The 14678-nt window shown below is 56.9% G+C and carries 12 protein-coding genes; 5 read left to right on the top strand and 7 right to left on the bottom strand.

The window, feature by feature from the left end; all coding sequences use genetic code 11:
* Positions 1-31 precede the first annotated feature (31 nt).
* The gene (locus tag ACM3N8_RS05570; RefSeq protein ID WP_290017263.1) at positions 32-2470 is read left to right on the top strand and encodes a YgiQ family radical SAM protein; all 2439 of its coding nucleotides are present in this window, start codon (positions 32-34) and stop codon (positions 2468-2470) included.
* Between the two features lie 256 nt (positions 2471-2726).
* Here the strand turns inward: ACM3N8_RS05570 and ACM3N8_RS05565 are convergent, their stop codons facing one another.
* Together ACM3N8_RS05565 and ACM3N8_RS05560 are read right to left on the bottom strand one after the other, a co-directional pair.
* Positions 2727-4226: a hypothetical protein gene (locus tag ACM3N8_RS05565; RefSeq protein WP_290017262.1), complete on the bottom strand. Its 1500-nt coding sequence runs from the start codon at positions 4224-4226 to the stop codon at positions 2727-2729.
* The gene (locus tag ACM3N8_RS05560) at positions 4226-5881 is read right to left on the bottom strand and encodes a hypothetical protein (protein ID WP_290017261.1); all 1656 of its coding nucleotides are present in this window, start codon (positions 5879-5881) and stop codon (positions 4226-4228) included. Before ACM3N8_RS05560 ends, ACM3N8_RS05565 begins: the two co-directional genes overlap by 1 nt.
* 365 nt (positions 5882-6246) lie before the next feature.
* Here ACM3N8_RS05560 and ACM3N8_RS05555 point away from each other — a divergent pair, with 365 nt between their 5' ends.
* Positions 6247-6462 carry a hypothetical protein gene (locus ACM3N8_RS05555; RefSeq protein WP_016349952.1) on the top strand — a complete coding sequence of 72 codons (216 nt, stop codon included), beginning with the start codon at positions 6247-6249 and terminating at the stop codon, positions 6460-6462.
* Positions 6463-6537: 75 nt separating this feature from the next.
* Here the strand turns inward: ACM3N8_RS05555 and ACM3N8_RS05550 are convergent, their stop codons facing one another.
* A complete protein-coding gene (locus ACM3N8_RS05550) occupies positions 6538-6978 on the bottom strand; it encodes a hypothetical protein (protein ID WP_416015622.1) in 441 nt (146 codons plus the stop codon).
* A complete protein-coding gene (locus ACM3N8_RS05545; protein ID WP_416015620.1) occupies positions 6975-7505 on the bottom strand; it encodes a DinB family protein in 531 nt (176 codons plus the stop codon). Before ACM3N8_RS05545 ends, ACM3N8_RS05550 begins: the two co-directional genes overlap by 4 nt.
* A 282-nt stretch (positions 7506-7787) precedes the next feature.
* Here ACM3N8_RS05545 and ACM3N8_RS05540 point away from each other — a divergent pair, with 282 nt between their 5' ends.
* The 3 genes from ACM3N8_RS05540 (at position 7788) to aqpZ (ending at position 10517) form a co-directional block, all read left to right on the top strand.
* Complete coding sequence (locus tag ACM3N8_RS05540) at positions 7788-8699, top strand: Gfo/Idh/MocA family protein (protein WP_416015618.1); 912 nt, start codon at positions 7788-7790, stop codon at positions 8697-8699.
* Positions 8700-8970: 271 nt separating this feature from the next.
* Positions 8971-9492 (top strand): crossover junction endodeoxyribonuclease RuvC, encoded by a 522-nt coding sequence (gene ruvC / locus ACM3N8_RS05535; protein ID WP_043134627.1) that lies wholly within the window; start codon positions 8971-8973, stop codon positions 9490-9492.
* 338 nt (positions 9493-9830) lie between these two features.
* The gene (gene aqpZ, locus ACM3N8_RS05530) at positions 9831-10517 is read left to right on the top strand and encodes an aquaporin Z (RefSeq protein ID WP_043134628.1); all 687 of its coding nucleotides are present in this window, start codon (positions 9831-9833) and stop codon (positions 10515-10517) included.
* Positions 10518-10637: 120 nt separating this feature from the next.
* Here the strand turns inward: aqpZ and ACM3N8_RS05525 are convergent, their stop codons facing one another.
* The 3 genes from ACM3N8_RS05525 to ACM3N8_RS05515 form a co-directional block, all read right to left on the bottom strand.
* Entirely contained in the window at positions 10638-11393 is a 756-nt protein-coding gene (locus ACM3N8_RS05525) for a lytic transglycosylase domain-containing protein (protein WP_043554051.1), read from the bottom strand.
* A gap of 157 nt (positions 11394-11550) precedes the next feature.
* Positions 11551-12948 (bottom strand): alpha-amylase family protein, encoded by a 1398-nt coding sequence (locus tag ACM3N8_RS05520; protein ID WP_348686086.1) that lies wholly within the window; start codon positions 12946-12948, stop codon positions 11551-11553.
* A gap of 193 nt (positions 12949-13141) precedes the next feature.
* On the bottom strand, positions 13142-14305 hold the full coding sequence (locus tag ACM3N8_RS05515; RefSeq protein WP_416015616.1) for a M23 family metallopeptidase: 1164 nt from the start codon (positions 14303-14305) through the stop codon (positions 13142-13144).
* Positions 14306-14678 lie beyond the last annotated feature (373 nt).

The following is a 14678-nucleotide window of genomic DNA, read 5'->3' as shown; positions in this document are numbered from 1 at the left end:
TGCGCGACCCGAATTGTTCCAGGTGTTCAAAATGCAGCCGGTTACCCACCTTTTCTCCTATCCCCGCTACTGGGCTGAGTGCTACGGCACTGCGCCCTTCCTGCCCATGTCTCGCAAGGAGATGGACAAGCTCGGCTGGGACAGCTGCGACATAGTCCTGGTGACCGGTGACGCCTATGTGGATCACCCGAGTTTCGGCATGGCGGTGATCGGCCGCATGCTGGAATCCCAGGGCTTTCGGGTCGGCATCATAGCCCAGCCGGACTGGTCATCTAAGGATGACTTCATGCGCCTGGGCAAGCCGAACCTGTTTTATGGCGTCACAGCGGGCAATATGGATTCCATGATCAACCGCTACACCTCCGACAAGAAGCTGCGCCACGATGACGCCTACACCCCGGGGGATGTGGGCGGCAAGCGGCCGGATCGCGCGACCCTGGTCTACACCCAGCGCTGTAAAGAAGCTTTCAAGGAGGTCCCTGTGGTCATCGGCGGCATTGAAGCTTCGCTGCGCCGCATCGCCCACTACGACTACTGGTCCGAGACCATACGCCGCTCCATCCTGCTGGACGCCAAGGCCGACATCCTCATCTACGGCAACGCCGAGCGGCCGCTGATCGAGGTGGCGCACCGCATCGCCAATGGCGAGACCATGGAGACCATGCAGGACATTCGCGGCACCGCCGTGATCCGCAAGGAGCCGCTGCCCGAGTGGCGCGGGGTGGATTCCAGCAAGCTGGATCAGATCGGCCGCATCGACCCCATCATGAACCCCTATATGGAAGGGGCGCCCTGCTCGGATGACGAAGGCACGGCGCCGGTGGAGCAGGAGGCCAAGCCGGTGCTGGTGCAGCCGCCCAAGCAGAAACCCTGGGAGAAGACCTACGTCAAGCTGCCAGCGTTCGAGCGGGTGAAAGAGGACAAGGTGCTCTACGCCCATGCGTCGCGCATCCTGCACCACGAAACCAACCCGGGCTGCGCCCGCGCGCTCTCCCAGGCTCACGGCGATCGCATCATCTGGGTCAACCCGCCCGCCTTCCCGCTGGAAACCGACGAGATGGACGGGGTGTTCGGCCTGCCTTATCAGCGGGTGCCGCACCCGGCTTATGGCAAGGAGAAGATCCCGGCCTACGAGATGATCAAGACCTCGGTCAACATCATGCGTGGCTGCTTCGGCGGTTGCTCCTTCTGCTCCATCACGGAGCATGAGGGGCGCATCATCCAGAGCCGCTCGGAAGAGTCGATCATCAAAGAAATCGAAGAGATCCGCGACAAGGTGCCGGGCTTTACCGGCGTCATCTCGGATCTCGGCGGCCCCACCGCCAACATGTACAAGCTGCGTTGCAAGAGCCCCAAGGCCGAGCAGACCTGCCGCCGCGCCTCCTGTGTCTGGCCGACCATATGCCCGCACATGGATACCGACCATACCCCGACCATAGACCTCTATCGCAAGGCGCGGGATGTGAAGGGCATCAAGAAAATACTGATCGCCTCCGGCGTGCGCTACGACATAGCGGTGGAAGATCCGCGCTACATCAAGGAGCTGGCCAAGTACCACGTCGGCGGCTATCTGAAGATCGCACCGGAGCACACCGAGAAGGGCCCGCTCTCCAAGATGATGAAGCCGGGTATGGGCAGCTACTACAGCTTCAAGGAGCTGTTCGACAAGTATTCCAAAGAGGCGGGCAAGCAGCAGTACCTGATCCCCTACTTCATCTCGGCCCACCCGGGCACCACGGATGAAGACATGGTGAACATGGCGCTCTGGGTCAAGACCAACAGCTTCAAGCTGGATCAGGTGCAGAACTTCTACCCGTCGCCGCTCGCCAACGCCACCACCATGTATTACACCGAGAAAAACCCCCTCAACAAGGTGAGCCGCCAGGGTGGGGACGTGTTCGTGGTGAAAGGGGAACGCCGCCGTCGCCTGCACAAGGCGCTGCTGCGCTACCACGATCCGGCCGGCTGGCCCATGATCCGCGAGGCCCTGCTGGAAATGGGCAAGGGTCACCTGATCGGCAACGGCCCCAACTGCCTGGTGCCGCCGGAAGGGCGCGGCGAGGCGGTGGCCTCGCGCAGCATCAACAAGGGGTTGAAACCGGCCCTGACGCGCCACAGCAACATAGTTCACCAGCGTGGCAATGGGGCTGGCAACAAGGCTGCTGGCGGTAAGGGCGCAGTGGCTGCCGCCTCGCAAGGCAAGGCTCGCAACGACACCCCAGCCGCCAGCAAGGGCGGCAAGGCGGGCAATGGCAAGCCAGTAGGCTCCCAGCTCCCTAAAGGGGCGGGCGGCAATGGCAAGCTCTCAGCCCAAGGCGCAGGTCAGGGCAAGCTCGCAGGGCAGGGGAAACCCGCCCACAAGGGTAAAACCCCGACCCGCGCCGGCTCTTCCAATCCGAGTGTCAAACCCGCTACTCAGGGTGGCAAACCTGCGGCCAAAGGGAGTGGTGCCAAGCGACCGGCTCGGTGAGTTTGCTGATTGGAAAGCGATAGAAATTACAAAGGCGACCAGATGGTCGCCTTTTTATTACGTATAACTCATGAGTGTAATAGGATATATATTTTAGGCCAATGTCAGATGATAACTAGGCCAGTACAAACTGGTGGCGTCTACATAAACACAATGGCAGGATAATTTTTTTTGGAGAAAAATCACTTAGATTTTTATCTCTAAGTCACAGTTTAATATTAGTAGAAGTAGTTTAAAAGCGTGCATTGAGCTCCTATTAAATTAATAATCTTTCCATTTCAGCATCTAAGTATTCATCAACAGCATCAGCATTAATATGACCAGCGTTGTACCAAGCATATACTTCTTTGAGTGCTAAAGTACCAAATCGTGCCCAACCGATTATGTTAGTTCTCAATAAAAATTGCACCATTTCGCCACCAGATTTAAGTGCAGCATCACCTGCATCAATCAAACATAGTGTGCCGTGAGCGACCAATAGCATCCGTCTTAACTCTGGATTAGCACCTGAAGGGATGCACTCTTTCCATGACTTCTTGTGATAAAAGCGTTGCTTGCTCGCCCACATTAACCTGGTTAAAAGTTCTGTAATCAGAACTGGAATTGCCATGGCCACGCCGTGTCTTAAATCGTAACCTTTTTCGAAAACTTGTGTTGCTATAGTGGCAAACGATTGTCTATGTTGGCCAAATTCACCAACATCTAATAGTAGCAGTAAGTTATAGAAAGGAATTGGAATACCCGCGCCACGCTCCGATGCACCAGAAGAACCTGCCATGTCCGAGAATAGATGCCCTAGCCAGTTGGCAAAACCAGAAAAAACCTTGGCTATAAAGTTGTCACCTTTTAGTTCATGGGTTTCTGTATCAATAGTGATAATCTGGCCGTTAGAGATAAAAGTAGAGGTATCAGTAAACTGATTCAAGATAGAGAAAAATAGACCAATGAGATCGGGAGAATGACCCAAACTCTTTAAGTGGTGGTTCTTAGGTGAAAGATTTTTGACTGCACCATCTGTCCCGTTATTTCCAAATGTGGTCGCTTGGTCATAGTTAACTTTGAAGTTACGTTCTAGGTAACCAATTGCACTCTTAGTTGAATCTCCTCCTTCTTTCACACCTTGCCAACCACATGCTGAAGCAAATTTCTCGACAGCCGAGTCAACGGCGCTATCTGCAACTTTGGTTAGCTTTCCTTCTCCAGGCATACCGACGAAGAACACATCGATAAGTCCACCGATGACACCACATGTGCCAGCAATGAGATAGTCGTATGCATCACATTGAGCATTCTGGATGGTGAATTCATCCTTAATGCGTTTCTCGAGTTCTATTCGCTGAATTGGTGACATCAACGTAGTAAATGGATCAGCACTTAAATCAACGTGATTGCGCAAAGAATACTGTTCAATCGAACGTTGATATTGTGCCCAGCTCATATTTTTATTGAAATCGAGGTTATCGAGCAGGGTTACATGCGTAATGGTTAGCTCAAAATGTGAGAGTGCGATTGAGTTATCTAGAACGAGTAACTCTTGAGCAATGTCGATATTTTTAGCCAATTGAGGATTCAGACCTTGATTGTCAAGCATCATATCTAAATCTGCTAGAGCCTGATCAAGAGAATCAATATTGGATTGTTGACTTTTTTGTAAAGTATTAAGAACTGCATCTAACTCATTCATCTTGCATTCCGACTGATCCAGCTGGTGCTTTTGCACCAGCATGGCCGAAATTTTTTCATCTCGCTTAGTCACTATGAAAACATCCCTAACAATTTACCTTTGATGACATCAGTTGCGTTGAAATAGCCAATTGCCTCGAAGACCTTAGCAAGTTTTTCCATGTCTAAAGTAGAAATGTCTTGTTTTAACATCAGTACCCGAGCAGTTACAGCCACACCATCTTGCTCATGCTCGATGGTTTTCTCTTCGTAGAAAGACATAATAACAGTATAAATTTGTTGCTTAGTTGCCTCACGAGTAAGCGATTGAAGTTTTTCTTTATTAAGCTCTTTCGGACACTTCAGTTTGAAGCACTTAATTTGAGTCGCGTCACCTTTTTGTGTAAGCACATTTCCTGCTGAGGTTAGTAGCTTCACTTTTTGTAAAAGCAGTTTTACTTTCTCATCTTGAACACCGTGAGAAAGAATGGTCTCGTTCAACTTGATGGTAATGAAGTTGATATCTTCCATTAAGTACGACACCGTTGTTTGTGTCTGCTTAATAACCTCAGTGAGCATCAGCTCTCTGCGTTTGGTTTTATCAAGCTCATTTGCTCCTGTTAAATGCTTAATGCCTTTGTAAGCGCCTAAACCCAGTAGGACTGCAACACCAATACCTGTCGCCATACTAGAGAACCCGAGTACGCCACCCAAACCAAGTGTTGCAAGGCCTGATGTTAAACCTGCCGCTGACATACCTACTACTGAGCCAGAAAGGTAAACCGCAGCCAGAGGTACTCCCACTGCGCCCGCTTTTGCACCAAGTTCTTTCATACCGCGAGTTAGCGCATCGTCGCTAAAGTCATCATTGAGCATCTTAAAGTCGAGTTTGAGAGCGGAGATAATTAGATCAACTTCGTCATCACTGACATTAAACAGGTAGTTGTTATCTTTAAAGAAGGAAAAATTGTCATGCTGTCCATTGTTAACACTCATGAATACGCTGAACAGATCTTTAACGAGAGAAATTTTAACGGATTTATTGTGGCTAGGTACGGAGGTATCATCTATTTTTTGTATCAGAGATTCCAAGCTATCTAGTACGCCTGTTGTGGTGATGTATTCTCTTAGCAAAAAACGTGATTCTGAGCTGAGTTCTAAGCGAGTCATGAGAAGAAGAATTTGAGAAAATTCATCTTTATCGACCTCGCCGTCGTCGGAGTACGCCATGTTCACGATAACTTTTAAGTAGGCAACTTTGAGCTCTTCCGACATTTCAGATAGTGCGACTAACTGATCTTCTTCTTCGAAGGTGTCAAATTGGCTACTTATGGTGTTTAAGAAACTAGCTAATTTTCCAAGATTGCATTCACTGATGTTTTCAACTTTAAAGGATGAGCCATCCTTTCTGGTAATTTTGGTGTACTCAGTTATTCTCTCTTTTCCTTTATCATTAGTCGTTACGTTACGGATATATTCAGCTGTTTCCAAATCACTAAAGTTTACGACTTCAGGCGATTCAAAAGCAGGTTTGTAGACCATTTTTTCGCCAGTAAATGCTAAGCCATCTTTACCACTACCAAACAAGGTGCTATCGAGCAGTGCGATAACTGAACCGATAGTATCTTCTAGGCTCATCGATTTAGCAGCATTGTTGAGTTTTTTCTCCGGAATATCTGGTGCTATGTGGAGACCGTTATGCGAAATCTGACTAACGTTTTCTTTAATAAATACATTTATATTATGCATTGCAAATACCTAAGTTTTAGATGAAGAAAATCTGGGACACCCACCTTTCTGTATCAGGCATAACGTCATCAAACCTCACGCTACCGCCCGTGGATTACAGCTTCCAATATGCTTCCTTGATCAGCGGGGGGGCGTAACCCATTGCAGTTCAACAGGTTATGGATGGCTATGCTAAGCCAAACGAAGCTGCTCAGGCGAGCATCAGAACTGATACAACCATCAGAAAATCATCGTTTTTTGAACTGCGTCATCAAAGCGCGTAAGCAGGTGCGATTAAGGCGGGCAAGCTGGTGCGGTTTTGTTATCTTGTTCGGCCTATGGATAAGGGGGGCTGAATGGCCGGCTCCCTTGCACAGGAGCAATAGATGGCGGTGAAAGCCAAATCCAGAAGAGAGAAGATGGGCAGCGGGCTGGGTCTGCTGCTCGGGATCCTTATTTTCAATCTGATTGCCTACCAATTTGTTGAGACAAAAGCGCTCTCCGAGACCAACCGGATGATAGGGGCCATTGTCAGCGCCCTGCTCTGCTCCGAGCTGGGTGCGAGAGTGGGCAAGTGGCTGGATCGCAGAGAGCAATCTTAGTGGGATTTCCCGAGTCACCCGGCAAATGGCTGTCACCTGGCCATGGGGCAGCAAAGCGTTCCGCTTTATAGTCCCTTATTGCCACACTTCCTGCCCCTTGGCATTGAGCAGGGTGTGAAAGAGATAGTGATCGTCCCGATCGTAATAGACGGTGAGGGTGTGGCGCTGGGTGTAATCCGCCGCCACGCCTGCCACCGTCATCGGTATCAGGATCAGCTCCCCCAGCCCCATTGTCACGGCGCTCGCCGTGGCCTGGCCATTGCCGTCAGCGCGCTTGTGGATCTTGCCGAGCACGGTAAAGCGATCGCAACCCTGCACATTATCTTCGGTCAGAAAGGTGGCCTGCTGGCAAAGCTGGGGCTCGCCCAGTTCGGCGCGAATGGTCGTGCGTGTCTCCCCCGGTGCCAGGGTGTTGCGAAAGCGCCCCGAGTAGTGATCGATGGCGGCGGCGCAGCCGCCCAGCAGCAATGGCAGCACGAGCAGTAATGGGCGAGAGAAGCGCGTGGATCGGTTCATAAGGGCAGGACTCTGTTTGAGTCATCCTCGCCCCGCCGCTTGGGTTCGCTGCGATGCAGGAAGGCGGTCAAGGTATCGCGCGGCGGCGTGATGCCGCACTGCGCCAGAATCCGCCCGATTGCCCCCCTGTGATAACCGCCATGAGTCACCAGATGGAGCAGCATTTCGGCGCGGCTCATCTGCCCCCTGTCGCCATCGACAAAGCGAAACGAAAGCAAGGGTTCACCCTCTTGCGGGCTCAAGGTAGCGACGTAATCCACCAGCCAGTTATCCAGTGCCGTGACCGAGCTGCGCAGCGCCGCCAGGGTCGGCGTCTCCGGGGTATTGGTGGCACTGAAGCCGTGGGACTCCCCAAGCAGATTGGCCTTGAAGATGGCATCGACCACATGGATATGGTTGAAGATCCGAAGGCAGGTGTGGTGGGCTTCGGCATATTGCTGCGCGTCCAGCGTGGCGATCGCATCCAGCAGCTCGTCATCGGCCCAACGCTTGTAGTGAAAGAGGGATTGCAGCGTCTTGTTGCTCATCGGTTCCTTGCCCCTATGTCTCCTTGAAGTGGGGCATGTTAGCCAAAATGGGTGCAATACGAAACCCGTTTTGCTGGCGATGTGCATCACTTCGACCATCCCCTTGGCAGGGGGGGAGTAAAGCCACTTCCGTCTGCTCCTCGCCCTTGCGAAGGGGGAGGCTGAGAGGGGGCGAGGTAGCCCGGGTTGCGGCAAGGCTGGATCTGCGGGGAAAATCCTGAGATGGTGCGGGCACTTAGCCGGTTATCCACTTATCCAGTGATCGAGTGACAAGGAGTTCCCATGCGCATTGCCCTGATCGGCCTCGGCGATATCGCCCAGAAAGCCTATCTGCCGCTGATTGCCAGCGACGAGCGGGTGACACCGCTGCTCTGTACCCGGAGCCCGGACGTGCTCGGCAAGCTCTCTCGCCAATACCGGATCCCCGAGTGCTTCACCGAGGTGGATGCGCTGCTGGCTAGCCGCCCGGATGGGGTGATGATCCACGCCGCCACCGCCGTGCACTTTGAGTTGGCCGAGCAGTGCTTGCGTGCCGGTATCCCTACCTTTGTGGACAAGCCGCTCTGCTTTCATTTCGCCGAGGTGGAGGTGCTCGCCAACCTCGCCATGGCGCAGGACTGCCCGCTGTTTGTCGGCTTCAACCGCCGCTATCTGCCCGCCATGCGCGCCACCCGGACAGATAATCAGCCGCTCACCGAGCTCAACTGGCAAAAACACAGACACGCCCTGCCGGGGCTGCCACGCCAGTTCCTGTTCGACGACTTTATCCATGTGCTCGACAGCCTCTGTTTCTATGGCGGCCTGCCTACCGGGGATCTGCATGCTGTATTGAGACGCAGCAGCCAGCAGCCCGAATTGCTGGCCGGAGTGAGCGTCGCTTGGCAAAGCGGGCAGGTGGCGGTGAGCGGCAGCATGAACCGCAGCGCAGGCATCACAGAGGAGCGCATCGATGCCTATGGCGACAACCTCTCCCTGCACCTGGAAAACTGCACCCGGGGCATGTGTGCCCGGGATAAAATCGTGCAGACCTTGGCGCCGGACGACTGGCAGCCGGTGCTGGCCCAGCGGGGCTTCGTGGCTATGCTCGATCACTGGTATTGGCAGATCGAGCTGGGCAAGGCCGATGGGGCACTCATAGAGAGCTATCTGCAGAGCCACCGACTGGCCGAGCGGCTGGTGGCGCTGGCGACCTGATCTTTTTCCTGCGCCTGTGGCGCCTGATTGGGCGGCCCGCACGGGTGAGGAAACAGGCAGACCACTGTACAAGATGACGGATCCCTGCGCAGTCAGCCGGCGAGGGCGCCGCCGCGCGAGCCAAGCGGACGCTTGTTTGCTATCTTGGCGGCCATGAACTGCCTTCAGAGCAACAGAGTGTCATGAGCATTGTTTTGGGAATGGAGCCGGGCCACCGGCTCACGGGTGACGAGGCTGTGAGCCGCCCTCAGGCCAGCATGGCGAAGCGGCCATGAGCATTATTCTGGGGATAGACCCGGGTTCGCGCATCACAGGCTATGGCGTCATCCGCATAGTCGCAGGCAAGGCGGAGTATCTGGGCTCGGGCTGCATCCGCACCGACCTGGGCGAGCTGCCGTCGCGCCTCAAGCAGGTGTATGACGGGGTGAGCGAGATCATCACCCAGTTCAAGCCGGACGAGTTCGCCATCGAGCGGGTCTTTATGGCCCGCAATGCCGATTCGGCTTTGAAGCTGGGTCAGGCCAGGGGCAGCGCCATAGTCGCGGCGGTCAATGCCCTGCTGCCGGTCAGCGAATACTCGGCAACCCAGATCAAGCAGGCTGTGGTGGGCACGGGCGGCGCGGCCAAGGAGCAGGTGCAGCACATGGTGACCCATCTGCTCAAGCTGTCGGCCACCCCCCAGGCGGATGCGGCGGATGCGCTCGGGGTGGCACTCTGCCACTTCCATACCCGCCAGAGCCTGATCAAGATGGCGGGGCGGGCCACCAGCTCGGTGCGCGGCCGCTATCGCTGAACCCTGCCGACGCTGACTGCGTCTGAGGAGCAATGTGAGAGGAGGGCGCCCGGGCGCCCTCCTCGTTTATCCGTTGCGGCTGGGTCCTCAGGTGCTTGCCATCCTGTTGTTAAAAGCCTCAACAGAGTCACAAGTTGTCGTACCAGATGGCGGGACGCCATTCGGGACTGACGACAATCCTCTTGATGAATCAATCACTTGTGACCTTGATCACACTTTCCTGGCGAGACAGGTTCACTTCGCCTCGTCATGTCACGCTCCCATAATGTGGCGCCGTTTAAGAACGGCGACTTCGTGAGCCCAGGCTCATGTTCCATCCATCATTGGGAGAGTTGAGAGTGAAACCTTTTGCAGCTGAGTTTATGGGCACCTTCTGGCTGGTGCTGGGGGGTTGTGGCAGCGCAGTGCTGGCCGCCGCCTTCCCGAACGTGGGAATAGGCCTGCTGGGCGTGGCGCTGGCGTTCGGTCTGACTGTGCTGACCATGGCCTATGCCATAGGCCACATTTCAGGTTGTCACCTGAACCCGGCCGTGACCGTCGGGCTCTGGGCCGGTGGCCGTTTCCCGGCCTCCGGTGTGCTGCCTTACATAGTCGCTCAGGTATTGGGCGGGATTGCGGCGGCGGCCGTGCTCTATGTGATCGCCAGCGGTCAGGCCGGGTTTGACTTAAGCGCCGGTTTTGCCTCCAACGGCTATGGCGAGCACTCGCCGGGCGGTTACAGCCTGCTGGCAGCCCTGGTGTGTGAAGTGGTGATGACCGGTTTCTTCCTGTTCGTCATCATGGGCGCCACCGACAGCCGGGCCCCGGCCGGTTTTGCTCCCATCGCCATCGGTCTGTGCCTGACGCTCATCCACCTCATCAGCATTCCGGTGACCAATACCTCGGTCAACCCGGCGCGCAGCACAGGGGTTGCCCTGTTCGTGGGTGACTGGGCCCTCGGCCAGCTGTGGCTGTTCTGGGTTGCTCCGATCGTCGGTGCCATTCTGGGTGCATTGGCCTATCGCGTGATCGCCCCTAAAGCGTGATCCGTGACGAAAAAGTGTGGTATCGACACGCCCCCGGGCGTGTTTTTTCGTTTCAGGGGGGCGCAAAAACGGGCCACGAGGGCCCGGTTGGTTGTGTTGCAGGGTGAAAGAGGGAAGGGGTCACAGGCCCTTGGCGCTCAACATGTCCTTGTAGCGCTGGCGCAACAACTGCACCCGCTCCACATAGGCGCGGGTCTCGGCGTAGGGGGGAATGCCCCCATGTTTTTGCACAGCGCCGGCTCCGGCGTTGTAGGCCGCGGTCGCCAGCGCCACGTTGCCGCCATATTGCTTGAGCAGGCCTGCCAGGTATTTCACCCCGCCAAAGATATTCTGCTCGGCCATCAGGGCATCGCCGACCCCCAGCTCGCGCGCCGTGGCCGGCATCAGCTGGGTCAGCCCCATGGCCCCCTTGCGGGAGACCGCCAGCGGGTTGAAGGCGGATTCGGCGTGGATCAGCGCCCGGATGAGCGCGGGCTCCACCTGATAGGCCTTGGCCGCCGCCTGTATCGTGCTGGCGTAGTCGTAGAGGAAGAGGCCGGTGGTGCGCCAGTTGACCTTGGAGGCGGGGTCGCAGGCGTAGCAGTCGTTGAACAGCAGCAGCTCGTAGTGGCCCTGCTCCGGCATCATGTCGGAGTAGCGTATCACGCCGTTTTTCTGCACCGATTTGTAGACCTGGATCTGGCGCGTGCCGGGCGGCAGGCTGGCGGTCAGCCGGGTGGGTTCGGGCAGTGCGCTGGGCGCGGGCATTGGCTTGGGCGCCGCAAGAGGAACTGAGAGGGGGGCCTGCGCCTCTGTGGTCAGGATCACCACCTCGGCCGGCGGGGGAGTCTGGCTCCAGCCGGTCGGGGAAAACAGCGGGATCAATCCCATCAACATCCATGCTTTCAACGGCTTGCTCCCTTAGCCTCGTTAGCCTTGTTGAGTAAAGCATCATGGCGGTTGCAGAACAAGCTGCCGATGAGCGCAGCGCCCGAAATAAACCGGCAAATAAAGAGGGGCCGCGCAGTGGCGGCCCCCGTCCGGTGTCTCTTCCTTATTCCTGCAGCCAGAGCCGGGCACTGCGGGCGGGGATGGCGACCCGTACCCACTGGCTCTGCACATTGATCAGGGCGCTGCTGTCGAGCACGTCCCGGTAGTTGCGATACCAGTTCATCTCGAACTTGGCGGTATCGAGCCAGTACTCCTGCTCGTAGTCACACTTGTTGATGCCGACCAGCCCCAGCTTGCCGCGCTTGAACAGCACGAAGCAGTCGCCGCTGCCGACCAGCTGCATCGGCTGGCCCTGCACCGTATTGTGGAAGCGGATCATCCCCTTGAGGTCGCTGCGCTGGTAATAATCCTGCCAGCGCAGCCCATCCTTGGCCTGGGTCTCGCCGTGATCGGAATAGACCAGGGGCGAGCCGCCATCGCGGCCGAGCAGATAGGCATAGGCCAGCTTCTCGTCAGTCTGGTTCAGGATCTGGTAGCGAAAGCCGTCGTTGGTGGGAATGTCGTGGGTGATGGCGAAGGTGACGGCCCGGCTGCCCGGCAGGGCCTGACCGTAGGCACCCGGATCCGCCAGCAGGTTCATGCTGCCGCCATAGCCCAGCGCCCCGCGCAGGGAGGCAAACAGCGGGAAGTCATAGGCCCCCTGACCGCTGCTGTCGAGATAGGGTTTGAGGAAGCGTTCGTAATCCGTGCTGCCGGCGCCCCCGGTGGTGATCACTTCGCCAAACACCTGCACGCCCTGTTTGATCTCGGGGGTGAACACGGCGTTGATCTGGTAATCGCTCATGTGCTTGACCGCATCGACCCGAAAGCCCTTGATCCCCATCCCCTTGAGCGCCTTCAGGTAAGCCTGTTGCTGGCTCACCACCCAGTTGTTGGGGTCGAGATCCGGCAGCCCCTTGTCACCGGCGCCGCCGCACAGGCGCCAGTACTGGACGTGGCCCGGATCGCTCCAGTCGGTGATGCAGCCTTCGGGGTGAAAATCCGATCCCGCCAGCAAGTTCTGGCCCAGATCGCCAAACAGCTTCTGACGCTCGAAGTAGGCGGGGTTGGCCGCATACTGGCCGAGCAGCTCGCTGCCGGGGTAGTTGAGATCGCTGCGCTTCCAGCTCTCGTTGGCCATGTGGTTGAGCACCACGTCCGCATAGACGGCTATGCCTCGCGCCTGCATGGCGGCGATCAGCTGCTCGAGATCCTGCTTGTTGCCAAGGGGGGTGTCGATGAGGCGCAGATCCTGCGGTTGATAGCGTGCCCACCACTCGTTGCCCGACGACTTGAGGGGCGGCGAGATGAGCACCTGCTTGTAGCCGGCGGCCTTGATGAGATCGGCCTTGGCGGTGACTTCACTGTATTTCCAGTTGAAGGCGTGCAGTATGACGTCGGCTTGCGCCAGAGGGGCGATCAGCATGCCTGCGATCACCCAGATTCCCGCTGTTTTTTTCATTATTGTCAGTCCTTGTTTGGGTGCCCATGTGGGCACCCAGAGCCTCACATCGGCCCGCCGGGCCGGCAATCTCCTTTTGACTGTTTTGTGAGCATTTTCAAAGGGGAGTGTGCGGATCTGTGACGGCTTGCATAAAACCGTCTAGCCCCCGTCATTACTGACTTTTCCATCACTTCAGCGGTTGGCCGGCAACTCAGTCGAGGCCGTTGTTGTAGAGCGGCTGCCAGGCACAGAAACGCTGGCCGTTGCGGCTGTTTTGCAGCCAGAAACGGTTGCAGTTGTCGTCGTAGTTGCTGGCGCCGACGTTGACGGCATAGCTGCTCAGGCGCTGCCCCTGCAGGGACTGGAACACCCCGTTGTAGAGCAGGGAGAAGTGCAGGTGCGGGCCTGTGGAGGAACCGCCCTCGCACAGCGCCTCGTTGCGGTTGCTGGCATAGGTGCCTATGGGGGTGTCGGCGGCCACGTAGTCGCCGCTGCGTACCGAGATGCCGCTCATGTGGTAATAGTTGGTGGCCCAGCCGTTGGGGGCCGTGACCCGCACCTGGCAGCGGGAGAAGACGGTGACTGTGCCGCTGTTGGCGGCGGTGACCGTGTAGGTGGCGCCGCCCCAGCCCGGCCAGTCGTAGGAGACGTCGATGGAGGAGTAGGGGTAGCCCGAGCCGCTATGGGAGTGGGCGCCGTTCACCTTCCAGCTGTAGCCCTGGCGCCAGGGCAGCTGAAACTGGCCACCGGCCAGCCGGGCTGGCGGCCTTGCAGCAGGGGCCTTGGACGAGATCATGGCCTCCTTGCCAAACAGGGTCTGCCACTGCTCGCTCAACTGCTGCCGCTCGTGCGGGCCAAGCAGGCTGGCCAGGGCGGCCTGGTGCGCGGCAAGCGGGGGCAGGGCGGGGGCGCTGCGCTGGCTCAGCCGCAACTGGGCCTGGGCTTGATAGAAGCGCTCGGAGAGCTGGCGCGCCATCGATTCAACCTGGTTGTCAAAGCCCCTGGCCTTGACCCGCCGGGCGAATGGCGCCGCCATGGCCTGTTCCGAGGGGGCCGAGATGAGCTGGCTGCTCGCCTCCATCAGGGCCAGCAGCAGCTGGGGGTTGAGGCTGGTGATGCCGCTCCAGTGCAGGATCACCTCCTCCTTGGGCAGCAGGTGGGGCGCCTGTTGCAGCAGGAAGTCGTGCAGATCGAACGCCATGGCCGCCTCGCCAAACACGAAGTGGGCCTCATCCAGCGGCACAGTGACGGCGTCGCTGGCGATGAGCTGCTGTCGGCTGAAGTGGTAGGGAGCAAGCGGTGTGTGAATGTCGCCGGCCCAGCTGGCGGTGGGGAGCAAGGCCAGCATCAGCAGTGAAGGTATGGGTCTGAACATGGTATCTCCTTGGCAAAGTGGTGAGGTGTCAGCGTGGGAGTGATCCCGCTCAGGCAACGACAGCGCTATGCTATGCCAAGGTTTCACCATAGGGTGACAGGCCAGAATTGCTATTCGAATGAGGCTTTTTGTTGCAGTGGATGACCCGTGTCAATTGTTAACAAATGTTTACATAAATAGTTTCTGATGCTAAATCAGCCACTTGTTAACGAGTGAGTGAGGCCTGGTCGTAAAATCCGGCGGATCGAGCAAGCAGTGCCCGTGCGGGGGATAGCGTGATAGGATTGCCACTGGTTTCTGCGGCCGGTTGCCTGTTGAAAAGTGAACAAGTAGGGGCTGTTATTGGCTTTTTTGTTACTAAAAGGCGTGATAT

This window comes from Aeromonas sp. A04 (assembly GCF_047780465.1).
GTDB classification, from domain to species: domain Bacteria; phylum Pseudomonadota; class Gammaproteobacteria; order Enterobacterales; family Aeromonadaceae; genus Aeromonas; species Aeromonas bestiarum.
This window is presented reverse-complemented; position numbering and strand designations above follow the sequence as displayed.

Coding starts and splice junctions, on each gene's coding strand:
- ACM3N8_RS05570 (WP_290017263.1), top strand. CDS start 32: ATGCAGCCGGTTACCCACCTTTTCTCCTATCCCCGCTACTGGGCTGAG.
- ACM3N8_RS05550 (WP_416015622.1), bottom strand. CDS start 6,978: ATGAACCGATCCACGCGCTTCTCTCGCCCATTACTGCTCGTGCTGCCA.
- ACM3N8_RS05515 (WP_416015616.1), bottom strand. CDS start 14,305: ATGTTCAGACCCATACCTTCACTGCTGATGCTGGCCTTGCTCCCCACC.
- ACM3N8_RS05555 (WP_016349952.1), top strand. CDS start 6,247: ATGGCGGTGAAAGCCAAATCCAGAAGAGAGAAGATGGGCAGCGGGCTG.
- ACM3N8_RS05560 (WP_290017261.1), bottom strand. CDS start 5,881: ATGCATAATATAAATGTATTTATTAAAGAAAACGTTAGTCAGATTTCG.
- ACM3N8_RS05540 (WP_416015618.1), top strand. CDS start 7,788: ATGCGCATTGCCCTGATCGGCCTCGGCGATATCGCCCAGAAAGCCTAT.
- ruvC (WP_043134627.1), top strand. CDS start 8,971: ATGAGCATTATTCTGGGGATAGACCCGGGTTCGCGCATCACAGGCTAT.
- ACM3N8_RS05545 (WP_416015620.1), bottom strand. CDS start 7,505: ATGAGCAACAAGACGCTGCAATCCCTCTTTCACTACAAGCGTTGGGCC.
- ACM3N8_RS05525 (WP_043554051.1), bottom strand. CDS start 11,393: ATGTTGATGGGATTGATCCCGCTGTTTTCCCCGACCGGCTGGAGCCAG.
- ACM3N8_RS05520 (WP_348686086.1), bottom strand. CDS start 12,948: ATGAAAAAAACAGCGGGAATCTGGGTGATCGCAGGCATGCTGATCGCC.